The following is a 26,044-nucleotide window of genomic DNA, read 5'->3' as shown; positions in this document are numbered from 1 at the left end:
CACGAGTTTGCGACGATGTCAACGCCTCAAAGGGTCGAGGAGCGCGCGCAAGTTGTTGTGATCGATCTCGTGCATGAGTGCGAGCAACGCGCCGAGCTTGCCTTGAGGAAAACCCTCACGTGCGAACCATGCGAGATAGTGACCGGGCAAGTCGGCGATGATTCGGTCCTTGTACTTGCCGTAAGGCATCGTCTGCGTGACGAGGCGCTGCAGGTCTTGCGGGTCCATCGCTTCTTCGCTCCTTCGTTGTGTTCATCGCATCACATGGCGCGACGCGGTCCATCGGCGTGTGCTTCATATCGGTGCCATAATCGCCGCTCTTGCCGCCATGACTTGATCGCGTTTTATGCCGCTCGCCGTCAAAGCTTTCATCGCCCCTCTCATCGTCGCGTGCGCGATGTTCATGGAGAGCGTCGACGCGAATGTCATCGTCACTGCGATTCCCGAAATGGCGCGCGCCTTCGGACGCGATCCTGTCACACTCAAGGTTGCGGTCACGAGTTACGTGCTCGGCCTCGGCGTGTTCATTCCCATTTGCGGCTGGGTGGCCGATCGCTTCGGCGCACGCGTGGTCTTTCGCGCGGCCATTGGCGTGTTCGTCGCCGGCTCCTTGCTGTGCGCGGCCTCGACGTCTCTTGGTCCGTTCACGGTCGCGCGATTCATTCAGGGCGTCGGCGGCGCGATGATGGTGCCGGTCGGACGCATCATCATCTTTCGCTCGGTGCGCCGCTCCGAGTTCATCCGCGCGATGAACTACCTTTCCGTTCCCGCAATGCTCGGTCCAGCGGCCGGTCCGCTGCTCGGCGGCTTCATCACGACGTACCTGCACTGGCGGCTGATCTTCTTCATCAACATTCCGATCGGCATCGCGGGCATCTACCTGACCAATCGATACATCGCCAACTCGCGCGAAGAGCATCCCGGCAAGCTCGACTGGCTCGGCTTCTTTCTTTCGGCGAGCGCGGGCGTGTTGCTGCTGCTCGGGCTTTCGCTCGTCGGCGGTGAGCTGGTGCCGCAGGGCGCCGCCTTCGCGATGTGCGCCATCGGCGCATTGATGGTCGTCCTCTACCTCGCCTATGCGCGCCGCGCGGAGCGACCGCTTCTCGATCTGCGTTTCTTTAGCGTGCCGACGTTTCAGGCGAGCGTCGTCGGCGGTTCGCTCTTTCGCATCGGGCTGGGCGCGGTGCCGTTCCTGTTGCCGCTCGCGCTGCAGGAAGGGCTCGGCATGACGGCGTTCAAGTCCGGCGCGATCACGTGCGCGTCGGCGTTCGGCGGCATGTTCATGCGCTCGCTTGCGTCGCGCGTGCTGCATCGCTTCGGCTTCCGGCAGACGCTCTTCTACAACGCGGCGCTTTCGGGCATCGCCATCGCGGCGTGCGGCGCGTTCTTTCCCGGCACGCCGACGTGGGTGATCTGGACTGTCGTGCTGCTCGGCGGATTCTTTCCTGCGCTGCAGTTCACGAGCCTCAACTCGCTGGCCTATGCGGAGATCGAGACGCGCGATGTCGGGCGCGCGACGAGTCTTGCCAGCTTCGTGCAGCAGGTATCGCTCGGACTGGGCGTGACCGTTGCGGGCATCACGCTCGAACTCACGCAGTACCTCAATGGCCACGCTAGCGTGCGTTGGTCGGACTTTTGGTCTGCGTTTCTTGTTGTCGGGCTGTTTTCCTTTTTTTCGATGCCGGTCACAGCGCGGTTGTCGCGGGATGCCGGTTCGGAGATTTCGCGTGGGACGCGGGGGTGAGGGTTTGTTTTTCTCTGCTTGAGAACGGTCGTTTGCGTTGCGGTTCTTTGGCTCGTTCTTTTCGTGTCGGTCTGTTGGCCTTGGCCCTACGCGGGGCGGCGGTCGCTTTCTTTGCTGCCGCAAGGCCTGAGAACGGTCGCTTTCGTGATGGGCTCTTCGGCTAGGTCTTCTCGTGTCGGTCGATTGGCGTTGCCCCTGTGCGAGGCGGCAGTCGCTTTCTTTGCTGCTGCAGGATCCGAGAACGGTCATCTTCGTGATGATTCTTCGGCTAGTTCTTCTCGTGTCGGTCTATTGGCGTTGCCCCTCCCCGGGGCGGGGGTGTAGTGGTCTAACAATCTTGGACACTTCTTAAAGGTAGACTTTGATCGACCAGCGAGGTGTCAAATGGGTAGACGAGAGTTATCAGAGGAATTCAAGCGCGAGGCGGTAGGGCTTGTGTTGGAGCATGGCTACACGGTAACCAAGGCGGCGAAGGCGATGGGAATCGGTGAGAGCGCGTTGCGGCGCTGGATAGGCAACCGCCGGCCGGTTGGAGGTGCGCCAGTGAGCGCAGTCGGGAGCGGCAACCCCGAGCAGCTCAGGATCCGGGAGCTTGAGAAGCGAGTGACGGAGCTGGAACGGGAGCGCGACATTCTAAAAAAGTCCACGGCCTTCTTCGTCAAGGAATTGGATCGCGATACGAAGTGATCCAGCAGGCGGGGAAGGCTTTTCCCACTGAGGTGGTGTGTCGTGTGCTGGAGGTGCCGCGCAGCAGCTACTACGCGTGGAAAGCGCGACAGAGCAAGGACAATTCGGCGCGAGCGGGACTGGTGCGCGAAGTGCAGGCCATCCATGCGCAGATGCGACAAAGCTACGGGAGTCGTCGCATGTCCAAGGAAATGCGTCGGCGAGGTCATGCAGTGGGACGCGATCGTGCACGTCGGCTCATGCGAGAAGGCGCAGTGCAGGCGCGCATACGTCACACGCATCGTTATGTGAAGCGCGAGCAGAGCTCAGCGATTGCCGAGAACCGGCTTGATCGAGCGTTCGCCGTAACGGTGCCAAATCGGTTCTGGGCAGGCGATGTGACGTATATCTGGACGCAGCAGGGCTGGATGTATCTGGCGGTGGTGATCGATCTGTATTCGCGGCGCGTCGTAGGCTGGGCGACCTCGGGCTCGTGTGACACGTTCCTGGTGATCCGTGCGCTACAACTGGCGCTGGATATGCGACGTCCCGAGCCCGGCGTGATGTTCCATTCAGACCAGGGAAGCAACTATGCGAGCCTTGCATTCCAGCAGTTCCTCAGGGAGCACGCGATTGTGCAGAGCATGAGCCGTAAAGGTAACTGCTGGGACAACGCCGTAGTGGAGCGCTTCTTCTGTAGCCTTAAAGGGGAATGCGTTGTTGAACGTGCATATCGTGATCATGCGGAGGCACGAGCCGATGTACTGGACTATATCTTGATGTTTTACAACCAGCGCAGATTGCACTCGGCTGCGGGTCACATGCCGCCAGCCGAGTTCGAGAAATTAAAGGTGGAAACTGCGTAACGAGTGTCCAGGATTAGTGAACCACTACAGGGTCACTTTCTTTGCTGCTGCAAAGAAAGTAACCAAAGAAAGCAGCTTTTTAGCCCCCAGCATGAAATGTGTGAATAGCTCGCGGATGAGCGTTGGCACTCGGCTAATAAACAGCCTTGAATCACCTTCCGCGCCCGCTGAGCGCCACGTCCTCCGAGCCCCTTGGCTCGTCAACACCACATCCCCGTTTTGCGCTTGCGCCTTCGGCCCGTCGCTAGTCAGCGGACGTGTCTGCGTTGGCCGTTGGTGAAATTTTTCAAGCCCGCGAGGTTGCTGTGATGAGAAACCCGAGACATCGGGAAGCGCTCATACGCTTGCAAACCGATGGTGTTGGCGAGCCAAGCGGCTCGCGGGACGTGGCGCTCAGTGTGTGTGGAAGGTCGTTCAAGGCTCTTTATTAATTCGAGTGCCACCGCCTTGCCGGGAGCTGCTCACCTACTCCATGCTGCGGGCTAAAAAAGCTGCTTTCTTTGGTTACTTTCTTTGTGTCGACCAGAGTTGGCGCTTTAGCGCCTTACTCTGGTCCCATGCAAAGAAAGTGACCCCCGCCCCGGGGAGGGGCAGCCTAATAGACCGACACGAAAAAAACACCAGAAAAAGAAGGCCGGCGATGAAACCGCCCGAAAAAAACCCCGAGCGATCCCACACCGGCCCCGATCATCGCAAAAGCAACTTCAAGCGCGAGCAAAAACCCTTACTGACATGCTTCGCACTCATCGAACCCAGGATCTCCGGGCCGCATCATGCAAACGGGCCCATCGGCTTCCGGAGCCGCAGCAGCGGCCTCGACGGACGCGGCAGCATTGAACCCACCCGCGCCGCCGGCAGAAGAAGCACCGACGCCAGAACCTGAACCCGATGCCCCGAACCCCGCCCCACCGTCCCCCGAAGGAACCGCATTGAGCGCACCGTGCGCAACGGTCGACTTCTCGACGTGCGTCGCCGCCATCGTGCGGAGGTAGTACGTCGTCTTGAGACCGCGCAGCCACGCGAGCTTGTACACCTCGTCGAGCTTCTTGCCCGACGCGCCCGCCATGTAGATGTTCAGCGACTGCGCCTGGTCGATCCACTTCTGACGGCGCGACGCCGCTTCCACCAGCCACTTCGGATCCACTTCGAACGCCGTCGCGTAGATCGCGCGCAGATCCGCCGGAATGCGGTCGATGCGCGACAGCGTGCCGTCGAAGTACTTCAGGTCCGAGACCATCACCTCGTCCCACAGGCCGCGCACCTTCAGATCGCGCACGAGGTAGTCGTTGACCACCGTGAATTCGCCAGACAGATTCGACTTCACGTACAGATTCTGGAACGTCGGTTCGATGCACGCCGACACGCCGATGATGTTCGAGATCGTCGCCGTCGGTGCAATCGCCACGCAGTTCGAGTTGCGCATGCCATGCGTCGCGATGCGCGAACGCAGCGTCGGCCAGTCCATCGTTGCGGACGTATCGACTTCCACGAAACCGCCGCGCGCCTCTTCCAGCAGCTTGATGGAGTCCTGCGGAAGAATGCCGCGGTCCCACAGCGAGCCGCGATAGCTCGAATAACGGCCGCGCTCTTCCGCCAGTTCCGTCGACGCGTAGTACGCGTAGTAGCAGACGGCTTCCATCGAGCGATCCGCGAACTCCACCGCCTCCTGCGACGCATACGGCGTGCGCAGCAAGTGCAGGCAGTCCTGGAAGCCCATGATGCCCATGCCGACCGGACGATGCTTGAGGTTCGAGTTACGCGCCTTCGGCACCGCGTAGTAATTGATGTCGATGACGTTGTCGAGCATGCGCATCGCGACGCTGATCGTGCGCTTCAACTTCTCGTGATCGAGCGCGAGCGTGCCGTCGGCCTGCTTCGTCAGATGCGCGACGAGGTTCACCGAGCCGAGATTGCACACGGCGATTTCCGTGTCGCTCGTATTCAGCGTGATTTCCGTGCACAGGTTCGACGAGTGCACGACGCCGACGTGCTGCTGCGGCGAGCGCACATTGCACGGATCCTTGAACGTGATCCACGGATGGCCGGTTTCGAACAGCATGCCGAGCATCTTGCGCCACAGGTGTTGCGCGGGAACCTTCTTGAACAACTTGATCTCGCCGCGCGCCGCCTTGTCTTCGTAAGCCACGTAAGCCTTCTCGAAGTCCGCGCCGAAGAGATCGTGCAGGTCCGGGCACGTCGAGGGCGAGAAGAGCGTCCAGTCGCCGCCTTCCATCACGCGCTTCATGAACAGGTCGGGAATCCAGTTCGCCGTGTTCATGTCGTGCGTGCGGCGACGGTCATCGCCCGTGTTCTTGCGCAGTTCCAGGAATTCCTCGATGTCGAGGTGCCACGTCTCCAGATACGCGCACACCGCGCCCTTGCGCTTGCCGCCCTGATTCACCGCGACCGCCGTGTCGTTCACCACCTTCAGGAACGGGACGACGCCCTGCGACTTGCCGTTCGTGCCCTTGATGTGCGAGCCGAGCGCACGCACGCGCGTCCAGTCGTTGCCGAGGCCGCCCGCGAACTTCGAAAGCAGCGCGTTTTCCTTCAACGCTTCGTAGATGCCGTCGAGATCGTCGGCGACGGTCGTCAGATAGCACGACGACAACTGCGAGCGATGCGTGCCCGAGTTGAAGAGCGTCGGCGTCGACGACATGAAGTCGAACGACGACAGCACGTTGTAGAACTCGATGGCGCGCGTTTCGCGGTCGATTTCGTTCAGCGACAGGCCCATCGCGACGCGCATGAAGAACGCCTGCGGCAACTCGATACGCGTGCCGTCGATGTGCAGGAAGTAGCGGTCGTACAGCGTCTGCAGGCCGAGGTAGCCGAATTGCAGGTCGCGGTTCGCGTCGAGCGCGGCGCCGAGACGCTTGAGATCGAACTGTTGCAGCTTGTCGTCCAGCAGGCCGGCTTCGACGCCGCGCTTGATGAACTGCGGGAAGTATTCGGCGTAGCGCTCGCCCATTTCGGCCTGCGTCACTTCGTCCACGAGAATCTCGCGGCGGATCGTGTGCAGCAGGATGCGCGCGGTGACCTGGCTGTACGCCGGGTCTTTCTCGATCATCGTGCGCGCGGCGAGAATGGCCGAGTCGTAGACCTGCGCCATCGGCACGCCGTCGTACAAATTCTTCACCGTTTCGGCCACGATCGGGTCGGCGGAGACGGCTTCGCCCAGATTCGCGCACGCCGAGACGATCAGCGCCTTCAGCGCGTCGAGATCGAGCGGACGCGTGACGCCGTTGTCCGTCACGTTGATGACGCCGCCGTCATGCGACTGCGCGTTCTGCTCGGCCGAGCGCTCTTGCGAACGCTGCTGCGTGCGCTTTTCGCGATACAGCACGTAAGCGCGCGCGACGTTGTGCTCGCCGCCGCGCATCAACGCGAGTTCGACCTGATCCTGAATGTCTTCGATATGGAACGTGCCGCCATGCGGACGGCTGCGCACGAGCGCGCGCACGACCGCCTGCGTCAGTTGCTCGACCAGCTCGCGAACGCGCGCCGAAGCCGCGCCCTGCCCGCCGTTCACGGCGATGAACGCCTTCGTGACGGCGATCGCGATCTTGTTCGGCTCGAACGACACCACGCCTCCGTTGCGACGGATGACTTTGTAGTCGGCAAACGTCGTGTTCGGCGCGAGCGCTTGCGCTGCGCCCGTGGCTTGCGCACCGCCCATCGGCTGCGCGGATGCGCCTTCGAAGGAAGTCGTGGCGTTCTCGGTGGTTTGCATGTGCAAAACTCCTGGTGTTCGAATGGTGCGGATGATCCGCGGATTTATCACTTATGCCGCGCGCGTCGCCGTGTCGGATGACGTTGCTGCGGTGTCTTGGCCGTCAAGCCGGGCTGTGAAGACAGCAGGCCTTGAACGCGATTCGCGGCGACGGCGGCCCGCACGGTTTCTGGCGTCGTGTGCGGTGCCCGCGTTGGCGCGCGGTGTCTGGTCGACGCAACTCGCGTTCACTTGCATGCGTTTTTCACGGTGCTGCTCTGCTGGCGCTCGATGCGCGCGCTTTTCCGATGAAGGAAACCGCCTCGCGCACCGCCCCGGGCCAGCCAAACTCTGATACGCCGGAAAGCCGGCGGCGCCGGCTCGTGGGAGCGGGCGCCGCCTCTACAACACAAGATATAGTGCAAATTACGTCTGTCGGCACCAAGTATAGTGGACTTTCGCACGGTCTCAAAAATGTTTATTTACTTCGCGGGCGCGCTTGCGGGGTTGACTTTTGCCGCGTCGAAGCACGGCAAGGGCTGGCGCGGCATCGCGTTGCGTCGCAGCGAGAAAGAGCTTATGCGGCGCTCAGATGTTGAACGGAGAGGGGAAACGGAAGGCGTCAGCGCGCGTGCGCGTGCTTGCGCGACGCCGTGCGTCGCTATGCCTCGCAGCGGATTTATCGCGCGTCGCGGCCGGTCGGACGATCCGCGTGGCGGCGTGCGTGATCGGTGCAGCAGAAGCGCTGCCCCGCAACCACGACCGATTCGCTGCGCGGCGTGTGCACGCCGCATTGCGCGCAGCGGATGAGCGGATCGGCCAGTTGCGGTGCATCGCTTCGAGCCGCGCCGTTGCCCGCGCGCGCGCCGCCCGCCGTCGCGGAGCCGGCGTCCGCTCTCGGGCGTGCGCCGGCTTGCGCGCGGTCATTCGCGCGACGCAGCTTTTTGAGAAGCCACTGCGTCACGAAGAAGATGACGATCAGGAGGAGAAGATTTCGCATCGACGTGAAAAAGTAGGAGCGCCGTCAGACCACCGCGCGATGCAGCAGCACTTCGAACACGAAGCGGCTGCCGACATACGCGAGCAGCAGCGCCACGAACGACGCGAGCACCCAGCGCAGCGCGGCGCGCCCGCGCCAGCCGGAGATCCGTCGCGCGGTCAGAAGCACGCCGAACATCAGCCATGAAAGGAAGGCGAACACGGTCTTGTGATCGAGCCGCAACGCGCGATCCACCAACTGCTCGTTGAACGCGATGCCCGATACGAGCGTGAGCGTCAGCAGCACGAAGCCCGCGCCGATCAGCCGGAACAGGAGCTTCTCGAGCGTGAGGAGCGGCGGCAGCGTATCGAGCCAGCTCGCGAGCCAGCCGTTGCTGCCCGTGTGACGCATCGCCGAGCCGCGCATGCGCTGCAGACGCCGTTCGAGCATCAGCATCAGCACCGCATGGAGCGCCGCGATGGCGAACAGCCCATACGCGACGTTCGCGATCAGAAAATGCAGCTTGAACATGGGCGCGGCGGAATACGACAGCACGCGCACGCCGCCGAACGCGAGCGGCAGAAGCGACGCCACGCACGCGAGCGGCAAGACGAGGAGCCGCAGCCCGTCGAGCGGGAAGAAAAAGCTCTCGATCCAGTAGATACCCGCGCCGAGCCAGAACATCGCGGAGAGCGCGAACGCGAAGCCGAAAATCATCGCGTTTTGCGGGAAGATGGTCGTGTGCAGCAGCACACCGTGCGCGAGCAGCGCTACTAATAATAGAGCGCGGCCCATTGCACTCATGCCCGACGCATTCGACTTCGATGCGGGCGCCGCCGCGATGCCCGCGGGCACGCCCGCCAGAGCCGGCTCGAGCGCCGCATGACGATGCGCGCGCCAGCCCGCCACGGCCAGTCCGCCGTACAGGAGCGCAGTGAGGGCATACAGTACAATATCCATGTTCGAAGTTTACACTAGGCCCTTGATTCCCGACGTGTTCTCCCTTGCGGCAACGCGGGGCACGCGAGCCCGTCGCGGCGAATCAGGGGCCGCATTCCATAGCGCTCCCCATGCTCGACAACCTCACTCAACGGATGGCGCGCGTCGTCAAGACGCTGCGCGGCGAGGCCCGGCTCACCGAGGCCAACACGCAGGAAATGCTCCGCGAAGTCCGGCTCGCGCTGCTCGAAGCGGACGTGGCGCTGCCTGTCGTGCGCGAATTCATCGCGAAGGTGAAGGAAAAGGCGCTCGGCGAAGAGGTCCTCTCGAGCCTGTCGCCGGGTCAGGCGCTCGTCGGCGTCGTCCAGCGCGAACTGACGGCCGTGATCGGCGGCGACTACGAAGGCAAGGCCGCCGAACTGAATCTCGCGGTCACGCCGCCCGCCGTGATCCTGATGGCCGGCTTGCAGGGCGCCGGCAAGACCACGACCACCGGCAAGCTCGCCAAGCTCCTGCGCGAGAAGCAGAAGAAAAAGGTGCTGACGGTTTCCGTCGACGTGTATCGCCCCGCCGCTATCCGCCAGTTGCAGACGGTGACCGAGCAGGTCGGCGCGGACTTTTTCCCGTCCGAGCCGGACCAGAAGCCCGCTGACATCGCGCGCGCGGCGATCGACTGGGCGAAGCGTCATTACCACGACGTCGTGATCGTCGATACGGCCGGCCGTCTCGGCATCGACGAAGCCATGATGAACGAAATCAGCGAGTTGCATGCGCTGCTCAAGCCCGCTGAAACGCTCTTCGTCGTCGATGCCATGCTCGGTCAGGATGCCGTCAACACCGCGAAGGCGTTCAACGACGCGCTGCCGCTCACCGGCGTCGTGCTCACGAAGCTCGACGGCGATTCGCGCGGCGGCGCGGCGCTTTCGGTGCGGCACGTCACCGGCAAGCCGATCAAGTTCGTCGGCGTCGCGGAAAAGCTGGACGGCCTCGAAGTCTTCCACCCGGATCGCATGGCGAACCGGATTCTCGGCATGGGCGACATTCTCGCGCTCGTCGAGGAAGCGCAGCGCGGCGTCGATACTCAAGCCGCGCAGAAACTCGCCGACAAGGTCAAGAAAGGCGGCGACTTCGATCTGAACGACTTCAAGGCGCAACTGTCGCAGATGAAGAAGATGGGCGGGCTGTCCTCGCTGATGGACAAGCTGCCCGCGCAGTTTCAGCAAGCCGCGCAGGGCGCGGACATGAACAACGCGGAGAAGCAGATGCGCCGCATGGAAGGCATCATCAATTCCATGACGCTGCAGGAGCGCGCGAAGCCCGAACTGATCAAGGCCGCGCGCAAGCGCCGCATTGCGGCGGGCGCGGGCGTGCACGTTCAGGAAGTCAACCGCATGCTGAATCAGTACGAGCAGATGCGCGGCATGATGAAGAAGCTCAAAGGCGGCAATCTGCAAAAGATGATGCGCGGCATGAAGGGCATGATGCCTGGCATGCGCTGAACGCATCCGAACGAACCCGCGTTTGCCCGCTCGACGGCGCGCGCAGACGCGGGTTTATGATATGGCGCACGCCGCCGTTTTTTTCCACACTGAGAAGTCCGCCCTCCCCGCTTGCCTTATGAATCGCGAAGAAGCCCTCCATATTTTCAGCCACTCGGAAGAAATCGTTTCGGCTGACGAAGTCAACGCATCGATCGGGCGCATGGCATCGGCCATCAGGACGGCGACGAGCGAAGATTTCCCGCTCGTGCTTTCGGTCATGGGAGGCGCGGCCGTGTTCACCGGCATGCTGCTGCCGCATCTGGATTTCCCGCTCGAATTCGACTACATCCACCTGACGCGCTACCGCAACGCCATCAAGGGCGGCAGCGAAATGCAATGGCGCGTGGCGCCGGCGGAATCGGTGAAGGATCGCGTGGTGCTCGTGCTCGACGACATCCTCGATGAAGGTGAGACGATGGCCGCGATCCGCGACCGCATCATGGCGATGGGCGCCAAGCAGTTCCTGTCGGCGGTGCTGTGCGAGAAGATCATCCCGAAGGCGAAGCCGCTGCGCCCGGATTTCTGCGGCTTCGAGGTGCCGGACCGCTATGTGTTCGGCTGCGGCATGGATGCGAAGGGATACTGGCGGAATCTGCCCACGATTCGGGCGTTGACCGAAGGGGCGTGAGCATCGCGCTCGACGTAAAAAAAGCGGCCTCGGCCGCTTTTTTTTACAACTGATGCACGAAAGCGCGTATGCCGGTAAGAATCATCTCGACGGAAATGGCGACGAGCACGAGCCCCATCAACCGCTCGAATGCCGTCACCGCACGCTCGCCGAGCCATTGCTGAATCTTCTCCGCGAGAATCAGCACGATCGCGCAGACGATCATCGTCACGGTCAGCGCGCCGATCCACTCGAACATCTTGCCCGGCGCCTGCGAAGTCAGCAGCATCACCGTCGCGAGCGCGGACGGCCCGGCGAGCGCGGGAATCGCGAGCGGCACGATCAGCGGTTCGCCGCCGCGCGTGTCGCCGCCCATCGGCCCGTCGGGATGCGGAAAGATCATCCTGAGCGCGATCAGAAATAGCACGATGCCGCCGCCGATGCGCAGCGACACATCCGTGAGGTTCATCGCGCGCAGGAAGCGGTCGCCGGCCAGCATGAAGACCAGCAGAATGCCGAACGCGATCGCCACTTCGCGCAGAATCACGACGCGACGCCGCTCGATGGCAACGCCGCGCAGCGCGTTGATGAAGATCGGGATGTTGCCGAGCGGGTCCGTGATGAGCAGAAGCAGGATCGTCGCGGACAGGAAGTTGTACTGCATTTACTTTCCGAGCGCGGCCCGAATCTTCGCCGTCACGACGCCCGCCGCTTCTGCCACCGGCAGCAGCGTCGCTTCGGTGTCGCGGCGCGCCTGATATTCGAGCTTGCCTTCCTTCAGCCCGCGATCGCCGATCACGATGCGATGCGGCACGCCGATCAGTTCCCAGTCCGCGAACATCACGCCCGGACGCTCGCCGCGATCGTCGAGAATCACGTCGACGCCCGCGTCCTGCAGCGTGGCGTAGAGCGTGTCGGCCTGCTCGCGCACGGCGTCGCTGCGGTCGTAACCCATCGGGCAGATCACGACTTCGAACGGCGCAATGGCTTCCGGCCAGATGATGCCCTTATCGTCGAAATTCTGTTCGATGGCCGCGCCCAGCACGCGCGTGACGCCGATGCCATAGCAGCCCATCTGCATCGGCGCGGGCTTGCCGCCTTCGTCGAGGAACGTGGCGCCCATCGAATCCGAATACTTGGTGCCGAGCTGGAAGACATGGCCCACTTCGATGCCGCGGCAGATTTCGATCGTGCCTTTGCCGTCCGGCGACGGATCGCCCGCCACGACATTGCGGATGTCCGCGACTTCCGGCTCCGGCAGATCGCGGCCCCAGTTCACGCCGGTCGTATGGAAATCGACTTCGTTCGAGCCGACGACGAAGTCGCTCATGTTCGCCACCGTGCGGTCCGCGATCACGCGCACCGGCTTCTTCGTGCCGATGGGACCGAGATAGCCCGGCGGCGTGCCGAACCATTCGACGATCTCGGCTTCGGTCGCGAAGCGATAGCCGTTGAGACCGGGCAGCTTGCTCGTCTTGATGTCGTTGAGCGAATGATCGCCGCGCAGCATCAGCAGCCAGATGGTCGGCTCGGCGCCTTCGTTGTCGGTGGCGAGAATGATCGACTTGATCGTGCGCTCGAGCGGAATGTCGAGGTACTCGGCCACCGCTTCGCACTTGGCCTTGCCGGGCGTCGGCGTCTTCTTCATGTCCTCGCCGGGCGCGGCGCGCTTCGCGATCAGCGGCAGCGCGTCGGCGGCTTCGACGTTGGCCGCGAAGTCGGAGGTCGGGCAATAGGCGATGTCGTCCTCGCCCGTTTCGGCGATCACATGAAACTCGTGCGAGCCGCTGCCGCCGATGGAGCCGTTGTCCGCCGCCACCGCGCGGAATTCCAGACCGATGCGCGTGAAGATGCGCACGTAGGCGTCGTACATTTTTTTGTACGACTCGGCGAGGCCGGCGACGTCCTTATCGAAGGAATAGGCGTCCTTCATGATGAACTCGCGCCCGCGCATCACGCCGAAGCGCGGACGGATTTCGTCGCGGAACTTGGTCTGAATCTGATAGAAGTTGACCGGCAACTGGCGATAGCTCTTGATCTCGCGGCGCGCGATGTCCGTGACCACTTCCTCGTGCGTCGGCCCGACGACGAAATCGCGTTCGTGACGGTCCTTGATGCGCAGCAGCTCGGGGCCGTACTGCTCCCAGCGTCCCGATTCCTGCCACAACTCGGCGGGCTGCACGGCCGGCATCAGCAATTCGAGCGCGCCGGCGCGGTTCATCTCTTCGCGCACGATGGCTTCGACCTTGCGAATGGAGCGCAGGCCGATCGGCAGGTAATCGTAGATGCCGCCCGCGACGCGGCGAATCATGCCGGCGCGCATCATCAGCTTGTGGCTGACGATTTCGGCGTCGGCGGGAGCTTCCTTCAAGGTGCCGATGAAGAAACGGGATGCTTTCATTCAGAAATTTTCCAAAAGCGGCGCGCGCCTCACAACCGTGGTTGCGGAAGCTGGCGAGACGAGTGAACGACGAAACGGTCGGCGGTTTTGCGTGGAGCCGGATTCGCTATGGCGGCAACTCCGGCCGACAGGAAGCAGATTCTGCCGGCTTCCGGATTGGCTGGCAAAGATTCCTTGCACCGAAGCCGCACGGCCACCGGACTTCGCTGCGGACAAGGTTCCAGCCGCGCGGGTTCCAACGGATGCGCCGGGCCCGTTATCTGTTTATAATCAAAGCAATTTTAAAGGATTCGAAGGTGGTTGTATGCTGGATCGTGAAGGCTTTCGCCCGAACGTCGGCATCATCCTCTTGAACGCGCGCAACGAAGTGTTTTGGGGCAAGCGGCTGCGTGAACATTCCTGGCAGTTTCCGCAAGGGGGTATCAAATACGGCGAAACCCCCGTGCAAGCAATGTATCGGGAGTTACACGAAGAAACCGGCCTGCTTCCGGAGCACGTGAAAGTTGTCGGTCGCACGCGCGACTGGCTGCGTTATGAGGTGCCGGATAAGTTCATCAAGCGCGAAGTGCGCGGTCATTATCGCGGTCAGAAACAGATCTGGTTTCTGCTGCGAATGGTAGGCCGCGACTGCGACATTTGCCTGCGCGCGACGGACCATCCGGAGTTCGATGCCTGGCGCTGGAACGAGTATTGGGTGCCGCTCGACGCGGTCATCGAGTTCAAGCGCGACGTTTATCAACTGGCTCTCACCGAGCTATCCCGCTTTTTGCGGCGAACCAACTCCCGTGGCGAACGCGGCGAGCGCGCCGCGCATCATGGGCCGCGTTATCCGCGCGTGATTCAGACGTTAACGATCGAGACGCCTGCCGTCACTGCCGGCGGCGCCGCGGTTCAGGCAGAATGCACGATCAGCGAAGAAGTGCGGATCGTCGCGCGGCGCTCATCGTGCGATTGATTCCGTGCGATCGATAGCGCAGTCCGGCGCAGCGGTTCTTCGTTCACTTTGACACTCGGCACGTTTTCGGGCCCGGCACGCGAGCACTGCTCGCCGTGCCGGGCGTTGTGCCGTTCGCGCATCCGTTATTCGGGAACATGAATTGAAAGTCATCGTCTCATCCGCGGTACTCGTGGCCATGCTCGCCGCGCTCGCCGGCTGTTCCAGTTCCAAAGGCCCGTCCAATCAGGACGACGGCGTCTTCACCTACCTGCTCGACCGCAAGACGCAGTGGGTCGAGAACAAGGTCGACACCATGCCGCCCTTGCCGCAGGCGTCGAATCTGCTGCCGTTCAACGTATCGCAGAACACGCCGCTGACGTTCGCGATCGACAAGACTTCGCTTTCAGTGGGCGATGACGGCGTCGTGCGATACGTCGTCGTCGCGACGAGCCCCGGGGGCGCGCGCAACGTCAACTACGAAGGCATTCGCTGCGATACCTACGAATGGCGGCGCTACGCGAGCATCGACGACGCCGGCACCGGCTGGGACCGCGACGTCGCGTTCGATTTCCGGCGCATCGAGAATGGCGAGCTGAACGCGTATCAGGCGGCGCTGTATCAGGATTACTTCTGCACGAGCAAGTTGCCCGTCGGCAATGCAAAGCAGATCGTCGAGAACATCAAGTACAAGCGCACGCAGAGTTCGATCAACGTGCGCTGATGCCTGGCGCGTGATGCAGAAAGCCCGCTGGCCTTTCGGTTCAGCGGGCTTCTCTTTTTCTGCGAGTGTAAAACCACTCAAATCGCTCAAACCAGAACGAGATTGTCGCGGTGAATCAACTCCGGTTCGAGCATGTAACCGAGCACGGTTTCGATTTCCCCGCTCGGCCGCCGATGAATCAGCCGTGCTTCCGAACTGCTGTAGTTCGTGATGCCACGCGCCACTTCCTGCCCGCGACCGCTCACGCACGCGATCACTTCCCCGCGATCGAACGCGCCCTTCACGTCGACGACGCCGATCGGCAGCAAGCTCTTGCCGCCGGCGGTGAGCTTCTCGACGGCGCCATCGTCGATGATGACGTGTCCGCGCACCTGCAAGTGATCCGCCATCCACTGCTTGCGCGCGGCCATGCGTGCGGTGCGCGCGACGAGTTGCGTGCCGATCATCTCGCCCGACGCGAGACGCGTGAGCACGTCCGCCTCACGGCCGCTCGCGATGACCGTGTTCGCGCCGCTGTGCGCCGCGCGTTTGGCCGCGAGAATCTTGGTCAGCATGCCGCCGCGCCCGAGGCTCGAACCCGCGCCGCCGGCCATCGCTTCGAGTTCGGGCGTGCCTGCGTCGGCCTGTTCGACGAGCGTCGCGTTCGGGTCCTTGCGCGGATCGGCGGTGAAGAGGCCGCGTTGATCGGTGAGGATGACGAGCGCATCGCCTTCGATCAGATTCGCGACGAGCGCGCCGAGCGTGTCGTTGTCGCCGAACTTGATTTCATCGGTGATGACGGTGTCGTTCTCGTTGATGATCGGCAGCGCGCCCAGACGCAGCAGCGTGAGCAGCGTCGAACGCGCGTTGAGATAGCGCTCGCGGTCGGCGAGGTCCGCGTGCGTCAGCAGAATCTGCGCCGTGCGAATGCCGTGCGCGCCGAAGCTGCTCTCATAGACTTGCGCGAGACCCATTTGCCCGACGGCGGCGGCGGCCTGCAATTCGTCGATCTCGCGCGGGCGCTTGGTCCATCCCAGCCGATGGATGCCCTCCGCGATCGCGCCGGAACTCACGAGCACCACTTCCTTGCCCTGCTCGCGCAGCGCCGCGATCTGCGACGCCCAGCGCGCAATGGCCGCGTGATCGAGCCCGCGCCCGTCGTTGGTGACGAGACTGGACCCCACTTTCACTACGATTCGCTTCGCAGCGGCAATGACCGAACGCATCTGCGCCTTCTCCTGGGATGTGGCTGACCGCGCGTGGCGGGCTACGCCGTTACTCTTCTTCCTTGCTCGACTCGCCGGCCACATCGTCGCGAAAACGCACGTCGGCGGCGAGATCCTCCGCTTCGGCCGCGCGCGATGCGTCGGAATGCTTCGAGATGTAGTCGTAGATCGCGTAGATCAGCGCTTCGCAGCCCTGACCCGTGAGCGCCGAAATCTCGTACACCGGACCGTCCCATTCGAAGCGTTCGAGGAAGTCAGCGACGCGCGCCTCGCGTTCCTCGTCCGGCACCATGTCGAGCTTGTTCAGCACGAGCCAGCGCGGTTTCTCGTAGAGCGTCTCGTCGTACTTGCGCAGTTCGTTGACGATCGCTTTCGCTTCGGCTACCGGATCGACGTTTTCATCGAACGGCGCGAGGTCGACGAGATGCAGCAGCACGCCGGTGCGCTGCAAGTGACGCAGGAAGCGATGGCCAAGCCCCGCGCCTTCCGCCGCGCCTTCGATCAGCCCCGGAATATCGGCGATGACGAAGCTCTTGCTCGGCCCGACGCGCACGACGCCCAGATTCGGCGCGAGCGTGGTGAACGGATAATCGGCGATCTTCGGCCGCGCGTTGGACACCGACGAGATGAACGTCGACTTCCCGGCGTTCGGCATGCCGAGCAGTCCGACATCCGCGAGCACCTTCAGTTCGAGCTTCAACATGCGGCGCTCGCCCGGCTTCCCGTCGGTCTTCTGACGCGGCGCGCGGTTCGTGCTCGACTTGAAATGCAGATTGCCAAGGCCGCCCGCGCCGCCCTGCGCAATCAGAACCTGCTGATTGTGCTCGGTCAGGTCAGCGATGATCTCGCCCGTTTCCTGATCCGAGATGATCGTGCCGACCGGCATGCGCAGCGTGATGTCGTCGCCGCCTTTGCCGTAGCAGTCCGCGCCGCGGCCGTTTTCGCCGTTGCGCGCCTGGTGCTTCTTCGCGAACCGGTAGTCGATCAGCGTGTTGATGTTGCGATCCGCGACCGCGTAGACGCTGCCGCCGCGCCCGCCGTCGCCGCCGTCCGGCCCGCCGAACGGGACGAATTTTTCGCGGCGCATCGACGCGCTGCCATCTCCCCCGTCGCCGGCGATGACTTCGATCCTCGCTTCGTCAATGAACTTCATGCGTTGCTCCGTCCCGTGTTTCAGCGCAATGAACTTGATGCGTCATCACGCTATTTTGCCGTGACCGGCGCATGCCGGTCACCGATAAACTTGCGTTTCCGCGAGCGCGCCGCTTTTCCGACGCGCCAATGAAAAAGGCCCCGCGAACTTCGCGGGGCCTTTTTCGGTCCTGAAGCCCGTGCGCGCTATTTACGCTGCCGGGACGACGACGACCGTGTGCTTCTTCGCTGCGCCCTTGGTCACGAACTGGACGTGGCCGTCGGTCAGCGCGAACAGCGTGTGATCCTTGCCGATGCCGACATTCTCACCCGGATGCATGCGCGTGCCGCGCTGGCGAACGATGATGCCGCCCGCGTTGATTGCCTGGCCGCCGTAGACCTTCACGCCGAGGCGCTTCGATTCGGAATCGCGGCCGTTGCGGGAAGACCCGCCTGCTTTTTTGTGTGCCATTTGATAGCTCCTTTACCGATTTCTGTGCGGAAACGATCTCGCCTTAGGCGTTGATCGCGTCGATGCGCAGTTCGGTGTAGTTCTGGCGGTGGCCGCCATGCTTTTGGTAGTGCTTCCGGCGGCGCATCTTGAAGATGGTCACTTTCTTGTGACGACCCTGGGACACGACGGTAGCCTTGACGGAAGCCCCACTGACCAACGGCGTACCGAACTGAATCGATTCGCCCTCGCCTACTGCGAGAACCTGGTCGAGCGTGATTTCAGCGTCAATGTCTGCCGGTATCTGTTCTACTTTCAATTTTTCGCCAACGGCAACTTTGTACTGCTTGCCGCCGGTTTTTATGACCGCGTACATTGAGAACCTCACTCAGAATTCGTTTTTCCCCGCACCGCGCGAGGAAAACACGAGATTATACATAGGGTTAGGCTGCGCGTCAAAAGGCATTGACATTTCGCACAGACACTGGCGCGGCGCCCGCCGGCGCCGCTTCTCCGCAAAAAGCCCGGCAAAAAGCGGCCGCAGGCGGTGTTCCCGGCGCGCGCGCACCCGTCGCCTGTGCGATTCGCCTTATAATCCGCCGCATTACCCTATTTGCCGATCATGTCGTCCACCGCCACTTCCTCTCCCAACGCTGCCGCACTGCTCGCCCCGGTCTCCGAGGACATGCAGCAGGTCAATCGCGTCATCCGGCAGCGCCTGGCATCAGAAGTGATGCTCATCAACCAGATTTCGGAGTACATCATCGGCGCGGGCGGCAAGCGGCTGCGTCCGGCGCTCTTGCTCCTCGTGGCGGGCGCGCTGGGCGATACGACCGGACATCGCCATGAGCTCGCGGCTGTCGTCGAGTTCATTCACACGGCGACGCTGCTGCACGACGACGTCGTCGACGAATCGGACCTGCGCCGCGGCCGCAAGACGGCCAATGCGCTCTTCGGCAACGCGGCGAGCGTGCTCGTCGGCGATTTCCTGTATTCGCGCTCGTTCGAGATGATGGTGAGCGTCGGCAAGATGCGCGTGATGGAGATTTTGTCGGTCGCGACCAACATCATCTCCGAGGGCGAGGTTCTGCAGCTTCTCAACATGCACGATCCGGACGTCGACGAAGCGCGATACATGCAGGTCATCCGCTACAAGACGGCAAAGCTCTTCGAGGCGGCGGCGCAACTGGGCGCCGTGCTGTCGGGCGCGGACGCGCGCACCGAAGCCGCCGCAGCGGAGTTCGGCAGGCGCATCGGCACGGCGTTCCAGATCATGGACGACTGGCTCGACTACACCGGCACGCCCGAATCGATGGGCAAGAACGCCGGCGACGACCTGCGCGAGGGCAAGCCCACGCTTCCGCTCATCTATCTGATGGAGCACGGCACGCCTGAACAGGCGACGCTCGCCCGCGAAGCGATCGAGCAAGGCGGCACCGATCGTTTCGAGACCATCTTTCACGCGATCACGACGTCCGGCGCGCTCGATCACACGCTGGAATGCGCGCGCCAGGAAGCTCAAGCGGCAGCAAGCGCGATTTCTTCATTCCCCGCTTCCATTTACAAAGAGAGCCTGCTAGAATTATGTTCTTACTCGACATCGAGGCAGTCTTAAACGAGACTTCCGTAACGAAGATGTCCAAGTAAGTTCAAATTCGGGGTGTAGCTTAGCCTGGTAGAGCGCTACGTTCGGGACGTAGAGGCCGGAGGTTCGAATCCTCTCACCCCGACCAGAATTTCAAAAACCCGCACGGTTCGCCCTGCGGGTTTTTCTTTTCCAGCGGACGCATTGGCCCGACCCGCCCTCGGCGGGGCTGGAAAGCCGTCTGCTATAGTCCATCATCATCGCCCCTACTCGATCGCCGCGTGGACAACCTTCCTTTATGGGCGCAGATCTGCGCCATTTTTCTGCTTCTCTTTCTCTCCGGTTTCTTCTCGATCTCCGAAACGTCGATGATGGCGCTCAACCGCCATCGCCTGAAATTTCTGGCAAACCAGGGATCGCTCAGCGCGCGCACGACACAAGGCCTCCTCGCCAAGACGGACCAACTGCTTTCCGTCATCCTGATCGGCAACAACCTCATCAATACCATCATTCCGGTCCTCACGACGTCGATCGCGCTGCGCACGTTCGGGCACAACAACGTCGTGCTGTCGGTGACGACGGGTCTCATCGCGTTTCTCATCATCGTGTTCGCGGAGATCGCGCCGAAGATCGTCGGCGCCACGTATCCGGAGAAAGTCGCGCTGCCGGCGAGCCTCGTGCTCGCGCCGCTCATGCGCATCGCGCGGCCGCTCGTGTGGTTCGTCAATCTGTTCGCGAACGCCATTCTCGGCGCGCTGCGCATCAACACCAAAGGCAACCGCGATCAGCGGCTCTCGCCCGAGGAACTGCGCACCATCGTGCTCGAAACCGGCAGCTTCATGCCGACGAAGCACCGCAGTATTCTCCTTAACCTCTTCGATCTGGAGAACATCTCCGTCGATGACGTGATGATCCCGCGCCGCCGCATCGAAGCGCTCGACTTCGACGCCCCGTTCGACGACATTCTTCACCAGCTCGAAACCTGCTATCACAACAAGCTCGTCGTGTATCAGGGCGATATCGACCGCGTGCTCGGCGTGCTTCACGTGCGCAAGACGCTGTCGGCGCTGCATAACCAGGAACTCGAGCGCGAAACCTTGCGCGAGTTGCTGACCGAGCCTTACTTCGTGCCGACCGGCACGCCGGTCTTCCAGCAGTTGCAGTACTTTCAGGAAAGCGGGCACCGCATCGCGATCGTCGTCGACGAATACGGCGAACTGCAAGGGCTCGTGACGCCGGAAGACATCATCGAGGAACTGATCGGCGAATTCACGTCGACGATCCCGCGCGGCGCGGGCTCGCGCGGCTGGGACGAAAACGGCGAATGCATCGTCCCGGGCAGCATGCCGCTGCGCGAACTGAACCGCTGGCTGAAACTCACGCTGCCGACGGACGGCCCCAAGACGCTCAACGGGCTGATACTCGAAACGCTCGAAGACATTCCCGATGGCGACGTTTCGCTGCGCATCGCGGGCGTGCATTGCGAAGTCATGCGCAGCGACGATCAGGCCATCCGCACCGTCAAGATCTTTCGCCCGACGCCAACGGCCAAGCGCGCGCTGCGTTAGCCATTCGGACGAGTAGGCGCGCGCGAGCGGGCGCGGGATGATCGAATCGTCTCGATCAACCGTAGCCGACGCTCATGACTTCCGCCTCCCGCGACGCTTTTCGCCCGCCCGCTCGCGCTCCCGAGCATGCTTTCGATGCCGCGTCCGAACAGGACGCGCCCGCCGTGTCGCTCCTCGCCGATACGTTGCGCGAAGCCGCCGAGCGCGGCGCATCCGATATCCACGTCGAGCCTTCGGAGCACGAATGGCGCATCCGGCTGCGCGTCGATGGCGCGCTGCACGTCTTGCGCCGTCCGCCGCCGCATTTGCGCGACGCGTTCATCACGCGCATCAAGGTGCTGGCGCGCATGGACATCGCCGAGCGGCGCGTGCCGCAGGACGGTCGTTTGCGGCTCGCTTTGCCGCGCGGCGAGACCGGCGACTATCGCGTGAATTCGCTGCCGACGCTCTTCGGCGAGAAGCTCGTCCTGCGACGGCTGGATTCGTTGCCGCCCGACTTGTCGCTCGGCGCGCTCGGCCTCGACGCCAAGCAAAGCGCCACCGTCGATTCGGCGATTCGCGCGCCGCACGGCCTCATTCTGGTGACGGGACCGACGGGCAGCGGCAAGACCTTGTCGCTCTACTGCTTTCTTCAGATGCTCAACGCGGAGGCGCGCAACGTCTGTTCGGTCGAAGATCCGGTCGAAATTCAACTGGCCGGCATCAATCAGGTGAGCGTGCGCGAGAAAGCCGGCCTGACTTTCGCGGTGGCGCTGCGCGCGTTCATGCGACAGGACCCGGACGTCATCATGGTCGGGGAAATTCGCGACGCCGAAACCGCCGATGTCGCCGTGAAAGCCGCGCAAACCGGCCATCTCGTGCTCTCGACGCTGCACACGAACGACGCGCCCGCCGCCATCGCGCGACTCATCGATATCGGCGTCGCGCCGTACAACCTCGCGTCCGCGCTGCGGCTCGTGACCGCGCAGCGCCTGGTGCGCAAGCTGTGCGAGGCGTGCCGCGCGCCGTCCGCGCTCGCGCTCGCGGACGGCTTTTGTCCGTTCGAGCCGCGCGGGTGTCCGGCGTGCCACGGCATCGGGTATCGCGGGCGTGTCGGCGTGCATCAGCTGATGCCGGTCTCCGACAGCCTGCGCGAGCTAATCGTCTCGCGCTCGGCGACGCACGCCATCGCGCGCGCCGCGCAATCCGAAGGCATGCCCGCCTTGCGCGATGCCGCGTCCGCGCGCGTGCGCGAAGGCGTGACGAGCGTGGCCGAAGCCGCTGAAGCAACGGAAGTCGCGTGATGACGGCCGCCGAAACATCGGAGATGCGCTTCGCGTGGCGCGGCATCGATCAGGACGGCGCGCGCAAGCGCGGCAAGCTGATCGCCGTCGATGCGGGCGCGGTCCGCGCGTCGTTGCGTCGCGACGGCGTGATCGTGGTCGAACTGGAAGCGCTCGGGGCCGCGCCGCCGCCCAAGGCATCGTCCGCAGAAGTGGGCGTGTTCACGCGGCAACTCGCAAGCCTCCTGCGCGCCGGTCTGCCGCTCGCGGGCGCACTGGAACTGCTCGGCAACGCGGGCGGGCGCGGCGGTCTTTCGCGCATCGTGCGAACGGTGGCGCGCGACATCACGCGCGGGGTGCCGTTTTCAGCGGCGCTCGCGCGTCATCCATCGGCGTTCGGGCCGCTTTACTGCCAGCTCGTCGCGGTAGGGGAAGTGGCGGGCGCGCTGGCGGCCGTTCTCGCCCGGCTCGCCGACGACCGCGAGCGCGCGAGCGCACAGCGCGCCAAACTTCGCGCGGCGCTCACGTATCCAGTGATGATCCTGCTGCTATCGCTCGCGATCACGGCGGGACTGCTGATCGGCGTCGTCCCGACTTTCAAGACGATATTCGACGGCTTCGGCGCCGCCCTTCCCGCGCCGACGCGCTTCGTGCTCGCGCTGTCCGACGCGGTCGCGCGACACGGCGTGCCGTTTGCGGCGATATGCGCGTGCACAGCGCTCGCCGCTTCGCGCTGGATTGCGCGCTCGGTGGACGCGCGCGCGGCGGCGGACCGCATCGCGCTGAAACTGCCGGTCGTCGGCGCGCTGTTGCGCTCGCTCGCGGTCGCGCGCTGGAGCCGCGCGCTCGGCACGCTGCTCGCCGCCGGCACGCCGCTTTCCGATGCCTTCGATTCGCTCGCGCAAGCCACCGGCAACCGCGTGTTCGACCGCGCAACCGTGGAAATCGCGCTGCGGCTGCGCAACGGCGAGCGTCTCGCGGCCGCGATGCGTGCGCTTGGCTGCTTCCCGCCGGACGTCGTGCAGCCGATCGCGGTCGCGGAAGAATCCGGCTCGCTCGACGCGATGCTGCTCGATCTCGCCGCGCTCGCCGATCGTCAGGTGGACGAACGCATCGGCGCATTCGCGAGCCTGTGCGAGCCGCTCGTCATCGCGGTGCTGGGCGCGCTCGTGGGCGGGCTCGTCGTCGCGATGTATCTTCCGATCATCCAGCTCGGCAACGTGGTGTAGCATCGCGGGCCAAAGACATCGCTCAATATCATGCAGCCTCCGTTCGATCCGTCCGCCGCGCAATCTGCGAGCGCTCATCTCGCGACGTTCGCCGCGTTGCCCGTCGCCGCGCAGTACGCATTCGCCATCGTGTTCGGGCTCGTGATCGGCAGCTTCCTGACGGTCGTCGTGCATCGTCTGCCGGTCATGCTGGAACGAGCGTGGCGTGCCGAACTCGACGCAGCCGTTCCCGACGCGCCCAAGCCGCCCGGCGACGCCTATCCGGAACGCTTCAATCTCGCGATTCCGCGCAGCGCCTGCCCGCACTGCGGCCACGTCCTGCGCGCGTGGGAGAACATTCCGGTGCTGAGCTATGTCGCGCTTCGCGGACGATGCTCGGCGTGCGGCGCACGCGTGAGTCCGCGCTACCCGCTGATCGAACTGGCGAGCGGCGCTCTCGCGGCGCTCTCGCTGTATGCGTTCGGCCCCGGTTGGCCCGCGCTCGCCGCATTCGGCCTTTGCGCGACGATGCTCGCCGCCGGCCTCATCGACTACGACACGCGCTACTTGCCGGACGTGCTGACGCTGCCGCTGCTGTGGGCCGGACTCATCGTCAATTACAGCGAAGGCGGGTTCGCGACGCTGCATGACGCCGTGGCCGGCGCGATCGCCGGTTATCTGTTCCTGTGGTGCGTGTACTGGATCTTCAAGCTCGCGCGCGGCGTCGAAGGCATGGGATACGGCGACTTCAAGCTGCTCGCCGCCATCGGCGCGTGGCTCGGCTGGGTGCCGCTTGCCCAGGTCGTGCTGCTGTCCGCTGTCGCGGGCGCGTTGTTCGGTATCCTCGCGACGTGGCGCGGGCGCATGCGCTTTCAGGAACCGCTGCCGTTCGGACCGTTTCTCGCGGCGGGCGGCGCGATCACGCTTTTCGTCGGCACGCCGCTTTACGCATTGTTCGGATGATCGAGGGAAACGGATGTTCAGCATCGGCCTCACAGGTGGAATCGGAAGCGGCAAGAGCACGATTGCCGATTTATTCGCCGCGCGCGGCGTGCCGGTCATCGATACGGATGTGATCGCGCATCGCGTCACCGCGCCGGGCGGCGTTGCCATGCCGCTCATCGCGAGCGAATTCGGCAGCGCGTATCTTTCGCCCGACGGCGCACTGGACCGCGCGAGCATGCGCGCACTCGTCTTCGCCGACGACACCGCGAAAGCGCGTCTCGAAGCCATCCTGCATCCGCTGATTCGCGCGGAGACCGAGCGCGAACGGCACGCGGCGGGCGGCGCTTACCATATCGTCGTCGTGCCGCTTTTGATCGAGTCGGGAAACTGGGCGACGCGCGTATCGCGCGTGCTCGTCGTCGATTGTCCGGTCGAGACGCAGGTCGCGCGCGTGATCGAGCGCAACGGTTTTTCGCGCGATCAGGTGCTTGCGATCATCGCGAAGCAGGCGTCGCGGCAAGCGCGGCTCGCCGCAGCGGACGACGTCATCGTCAACGACGAAACTGCCACGCTCGATACGCTCGGACGCGAGGTCGATGCGCTGCACGCGCGCTATCTCCAACTCGCGTCGAAATAAAGCGCGCGTTGGCGCGTTGCGCGGCCCAAACATCGAAAAAGTTCCATTTATTGCTTCGAACTGCGGTAAAAGCGCCGTAAATGTGGCCCGATTTGCTAGGGTAGGGATGCGGCATTAGAATGTCCTGACTTCCGCTCATGGAAGCAACCGACCGACGCCGAGGCGAGCGCTTGATCCTTTACGAGTATCCCTTCAACGAGCGAATTCGGACGCTATTGCGTCTCGAAGACTTGTTCGAGCGCTTCACGTTCTTCCTCACGCAGGAAGATCCCCGGGAACATCACGTCGCGCTGACCACGCTTTTCGAAATAGCGGAAGTCGCCGGTCGCACGGACCTGAAAGCCGACCTCATGAAGGAACTCGAGCGGCAACGGCAGACGCTCGCGCCGTTTCGCGGCAATCCGGGCATCGAGCAGGAGGCGCTCGAAGCCGTGCTCGGCGAAATCGAACAGACGCTCGCGGGCCTCGCCGACATGCACGGCAAGACCGGTCAGCATCTCGCCGACAACGAATGGCTCGCGAGTATCCGCAGCCGCACCATCATTCCCGGCGGAACCTGCAAGTTCGATCTGCCGTCGTATTATGCGTGGCAGCAACTGCCCGTCGAGGAGCGGCGTCAGGACATCGCCAAATGGATCATGCCGATGCTCGCCCTGCGCGACGCCGCCGCCATCGTCCTGCGGCTCGCGCGTGAATCGGGGCAGGCGTCGAAAGTGATGGCCATGCAGGGCAGTTATCAGCAAATGCTGTCGGGGCGCACGTATCAGCTGATGCAAGTGCGCGTGTCGCCCGAAGTGCGCGTCATTCCCGAGGCGAGCGCCAACAAGTACATGCTCTGGGTGCGCTTCACCGTGCAGGACGGCGACCTGAAACCGCGCGCCGTCGATGTCGACGTGCCGTTTCATCTGACGCTTTGTAGCCTTTGAACCGAGCGGTTCG

General features: G+C 63.5%; 23 protein-coding genes and 1 tRNA gene. 14 read left to right on the top strand and 10 right to left on the bottom strand.

Features of this window, described 5'->3' with window-relative positions; translation table 11 throughout:
- Positions 1-18: 18 nt before the first annotated feature.
- The gene (locus tag LDZ27_RS02545; RefSeq protein ID WP_244815178.1) at positions 19-228 is read right to left on the bottom strand and encodes a DUF3820 family protein; all 210 of its coding nucleotides are present in this window, start codon (positions 226-228) and stop codon (positions 19-21) included.
- Between the two features lie 118 nt (positions 229-346).
- On the opposite strand from LDZ27_RS02545, the gene LDZ27_RS02540 reads away from it, so the two are divergent.
- Together LDZ27_RS02540 and LDZ27_RS02535 are read left to right on the top strand one after the other, a co-directional pair.
- A complete protein-coding gene (locus LDZ27_RS02540) occupies positions 347-1,744 on the top strand; it encodes an MFS transporter (RefSeq protein ID WP_244815177.1) in 1,398 nt (465 codons plus the stop codon).
- Positions 1,745-2,128: 384 nt separating this feature from the next.
- Positions 2,129-3,276, top strand: a protein-coding gene (locus LDZ27_RS02535) for an IS3 family transposase (RefSeq protein ID WP_244815176.1) whose coding sequence is annotated in 2 segments (ribosomal slippage) — positions 2,129-2,387 and positions 2,387-3,276 — 1,149 coding nt in all. Because the reading frame shifts where the segments join, the coding sequence is not laid out codon by codon here.
- Between the two features lie 724 nt (positions 3,277-4,000).
- On the opposite strand, the gene LDZ27_RS02530 is transcribed toward LDZ27_RS02535, so the two are convergent.
- From LDZ27_RS02530 to LDZ27_RS02520, 3 genes are all read right to left on the bottom strand, one after another.
- A complete protein-coding gene (locus tag LDZ27_RS02530; RefSeq protein ID WP_244815175.1) occupies positions 4,001-7,009 on the bottom strand; it encodes a ribonucleoside-diphosphate reductase subunit alpha in 3,009 nt (1,002 codons plus the stop codon).
- Between the two features lie 658 nt (positions 7,010-7,667).
- Positions 7,668-7,988: a PP0621 family protein gene (locus LDZ27_RS02525; protein WP_244815174.1), complete on the bottom strand. Its 321-nt coding sequence runs from the start codon at positions 7,986-7,988 to the stop codon at positions 7,668-7,670.
- A 24-nt stretch (positions 7,989-8,012) separates the two neighbouring features.
- Entirely contained in the window at positions 8,013-8,927 is a 915-nt protein-coding gene (locus tag LDZ27_RS02520; protein WP_244815173.1) for an inner membrane protein YpjD, read from the bottom strand.
- Between the two features lie 110 nt (positions 8,928-9,037).
- Here LDZ27_RS02520 and ffh point away from each other — a divergent pair, with 110 nt between their 5' ends.
- Together ffh and LDZ27_RS02510 are read left to right on the top strand one after the other, a co-directional pair.
- Complete coding sequence (gene ffh, locus LDZ27_RS02515) at positions 9,038-10,405, top strand: signal recognition particle protein (protein ID WP_244815172.1); 1,368 nt, start codon at positions 9,038-9,040, stop codon at positions 10,403-10,405.
- Positions 10,406-10,523: 118 nt separating this feature from the next.
- A complete protein-coding gene (locus LDZ27_RS02510; RefSeq protein WP_244815171.1) occupies positions 10,524-11,075 on the top strand; it encodes a hypoxanthine-guanine phosphoribosyltransferase in 552 nt (183 codons plus the stop codon).
- A gap of 43 nt (positions 11,076-11,118) precedes the next feature.
- Here the strand turns inward: LDZ27_RS02510 and LDZ27_RS02505 are convergent, their stop codons facing one another.
- Both LDZ27_RS02505 and LDZ27_RS02500 read right to left on the bottom strand, forming a co-directional pair.
- Entirely contained in the window at positions 11,119-11,718 is a 600-nt protein-coding gene (locus LDZ27_RS02505; RefSeq protein WP_244815170.1) for a MarC family protein, read from the bottom strand.
- Positions 11,719-13,455, bottom strand: coding sequence for a proline--tRNA ligase (locus LDZ27_RS02500; protein ID WP_244815169.1), 1,737 nt, complete (start codon positions 13,453-13,455; stop codon positions 11,719-11,721).
- Between the two features lie 304 nt (positions 13,456-13,759).
- Between LDZ27_RS02500 and LDZ27_RS02495 the strand changes: the two genes are divergently transcribed.
- The gene (locus LDZ27_RS02495; RefSeq protein ID WP_244816016.1) at positions 13,760-14,410 is read left to right on the top strand and encodes an RNA pyrophosphohydrolase; all 651 of its coding nucleotides are present in this window, start codon (positions 13,760-13,762) and stop codon (positions 14,408-14,410) included.
- A 178-nt stretch (positions 14,411-14,588) separates the two neighbouring features.
- Entirely contained in the window at positions 14,589-15,113 is a 525-nt protein-coding gene (locus LDZ27_RS02490; protein WP_244816015.1) for a CNP1-like family protein, read from the top strand.
- 86 nt (positions 15,114-15,199) lie between these two features.
- Here LDZ27_RS02490 and proB read toward each other — a convergent pair whose 3' ends face one another.
- The 4 genes from proB to rplU form a co-directional block, all read right to left on the bottom strand.
- Positions 15,200-16,318 (bottom strand): glutamate 5-kinase, encoded by a 1,119-nt coding sequence (gene proB / locus LDZ27_RS02485; protein WP_244815168.1) that lies wholly within the window; start codon positions 16,316-16,318, stop codon positions 15,200-15,202.
- A gap of 49 nt (positions 16,319-16,367) precedes the next feature.
- The gene (gene cgtA, locus LDZ27_RS02480; protein ID WP_244815167.1) at positions 16,368-17,471 is read right to left on the bottom strand and encodes an Obg family GTPase CgtA; all 1,104 of its coding nucleotides are present in this window, start codon (positions 17,469-17,471) and stop codon (positions 16,368-16,370) included.
- A 189-nt stretch (positions 17,472-17,660) separates the two neighbouring features.
- Entirely contained in the window at positions 17,661-17,921 is a 261-nt protein-coding gene (gene rpmA, locus LDZ27_RS02475; RefSeq protein WP_244815166.1) for a 50S ribosomal protein L27, read from the bottom strand.
- A gap of 43 nt (positions 17,922-17,964) precedes the next feature.
- Positions 17,965-18,276: a 50S ribosomal protein L21 gene (gene rplU / locus LDZ27_RS02470; RefSeq protein ID WP_244815165.1), complete on the bottom strand. Its 312-nt coding sequence runs from the start codon at positions 18,274-18,276 to the stop codon at positions 17,965-17,967.
- Positions 18,277-18,522: 246 nt separating this feature from the next.
- Here rplU and LDZ27_RS02465 point away from each other — a divergent pair, with 246 nt between their 5' ends.
- The 8 genes from LDZ27_RS02465 to zapD all read left to right on the top strand — a co-directional run bounded on the left by LDZ27_RS02465 (position 18,523) and on the right by zapD (position 26,031).
- Positions 18,523-19,515: a polyprenyl synthetase family protein gene (locus LDZ27_RS02465; RefSeq protein WP_244815164.1), complete on the top strand. Its 993-nt coding sequence runs from the start codon at positions 18,523-18,525 to the stop codon at positions 19,513-19,515.
- A 41-nt stretch (positions 19,516-19,556) separates the two neighbouring features.
- Positions 19,557-19,633 (top strand) — tRNA-Pro (locus tag LDZ27_RS02460).
- A 133-nt stretch (positions 19,634-19,766) separates the two neighbouring features.
- Positions 19,767-21,053, top strand: a complete 1,287-nt coding sequence (locus tag LDZ27_RS02455; protein ID WP_244815163.1) for an HlyC/CorC family transporter — start codon at positions 19,767-19,769, stop codon at positions 21,051-21,053.
- A gap of 74 nt (positions 21,054-21,127) precedes the next feature.
- Positions 21,128-22,336, top strand: a complete 1,209-nt coding sequence (locus LDZ27_RS02450; RefSeq protein ID WP_244815162.1) for a GspE/PulE family protein — start codon at positions 21,128-21,130, stop codon at positions 22,334-22,336.
- Positions 22,336-23,544, top strand: coding sequence for a type II secretion system F family protein (locus tag LDZ27_RS02445; protein ID WP_244815161.1), 1,209 nt, complete (start codon positions 22,336-22,338; stop codon positions 23,542-23,544). The genes LDZ27_RS02450 and LDZ27_RS02445 overlap by 1 nt, the downstream gene beginning before the upstream one ends.
- Before the next feature lie 30 nt (positions 23,545-23,574).
- On the top strand, positions 23,575-24,486 hold the full coding sequence (locus LDZ27_RS02440; RefSeq protein WP_244815160.1) for an A24 family peptidase: 912 nt from the start codon (positions 23,575-23,577) through the stop codon (positions 24,484-24,486).
- 13 nt (positions 24,487-24,499) lie between these two features.
- The gene (gene coaE, locus LDZ27_RS02435; RefSeq protein WP_244815159.1) at positions 24,500-25,105 is read left to right on the top strand and encodes a dephospho-CoA kinase; all 606 of its coding nucleotides are present in this window, start codon (positions 24,500-24,502) and stop codon (positions 25,103-25,105) included.
- Positions 25,106-25,275: 170 nt separating this feature from the next.
- On the top strand, positions 25,276-26,031 hold the full coding sequence (gene zapD, locus LDZ27_RS02430) for a cell division protein ZapD (RefSeq protein WP_244816014.1): 756 nt from the start codon (positions 25,276-25,278) through the stop codon (positions 26,029-26,031).
- Positions 26,032-26,044: the final 13 nt, after the last annotated feature.

It is taken from the genome of Caballeronia sp. Lep1P3, assembly GCF_022879595.1.
Classification (GTDB): Bacteria; Pseudomonadota; Gammaproteobacteria; order Burkholderiales; family Burkholderiaceae; genus Caballeronia.
This window is presented reverse-complemented; position numbering and strand designations above follow the sequence as displayed.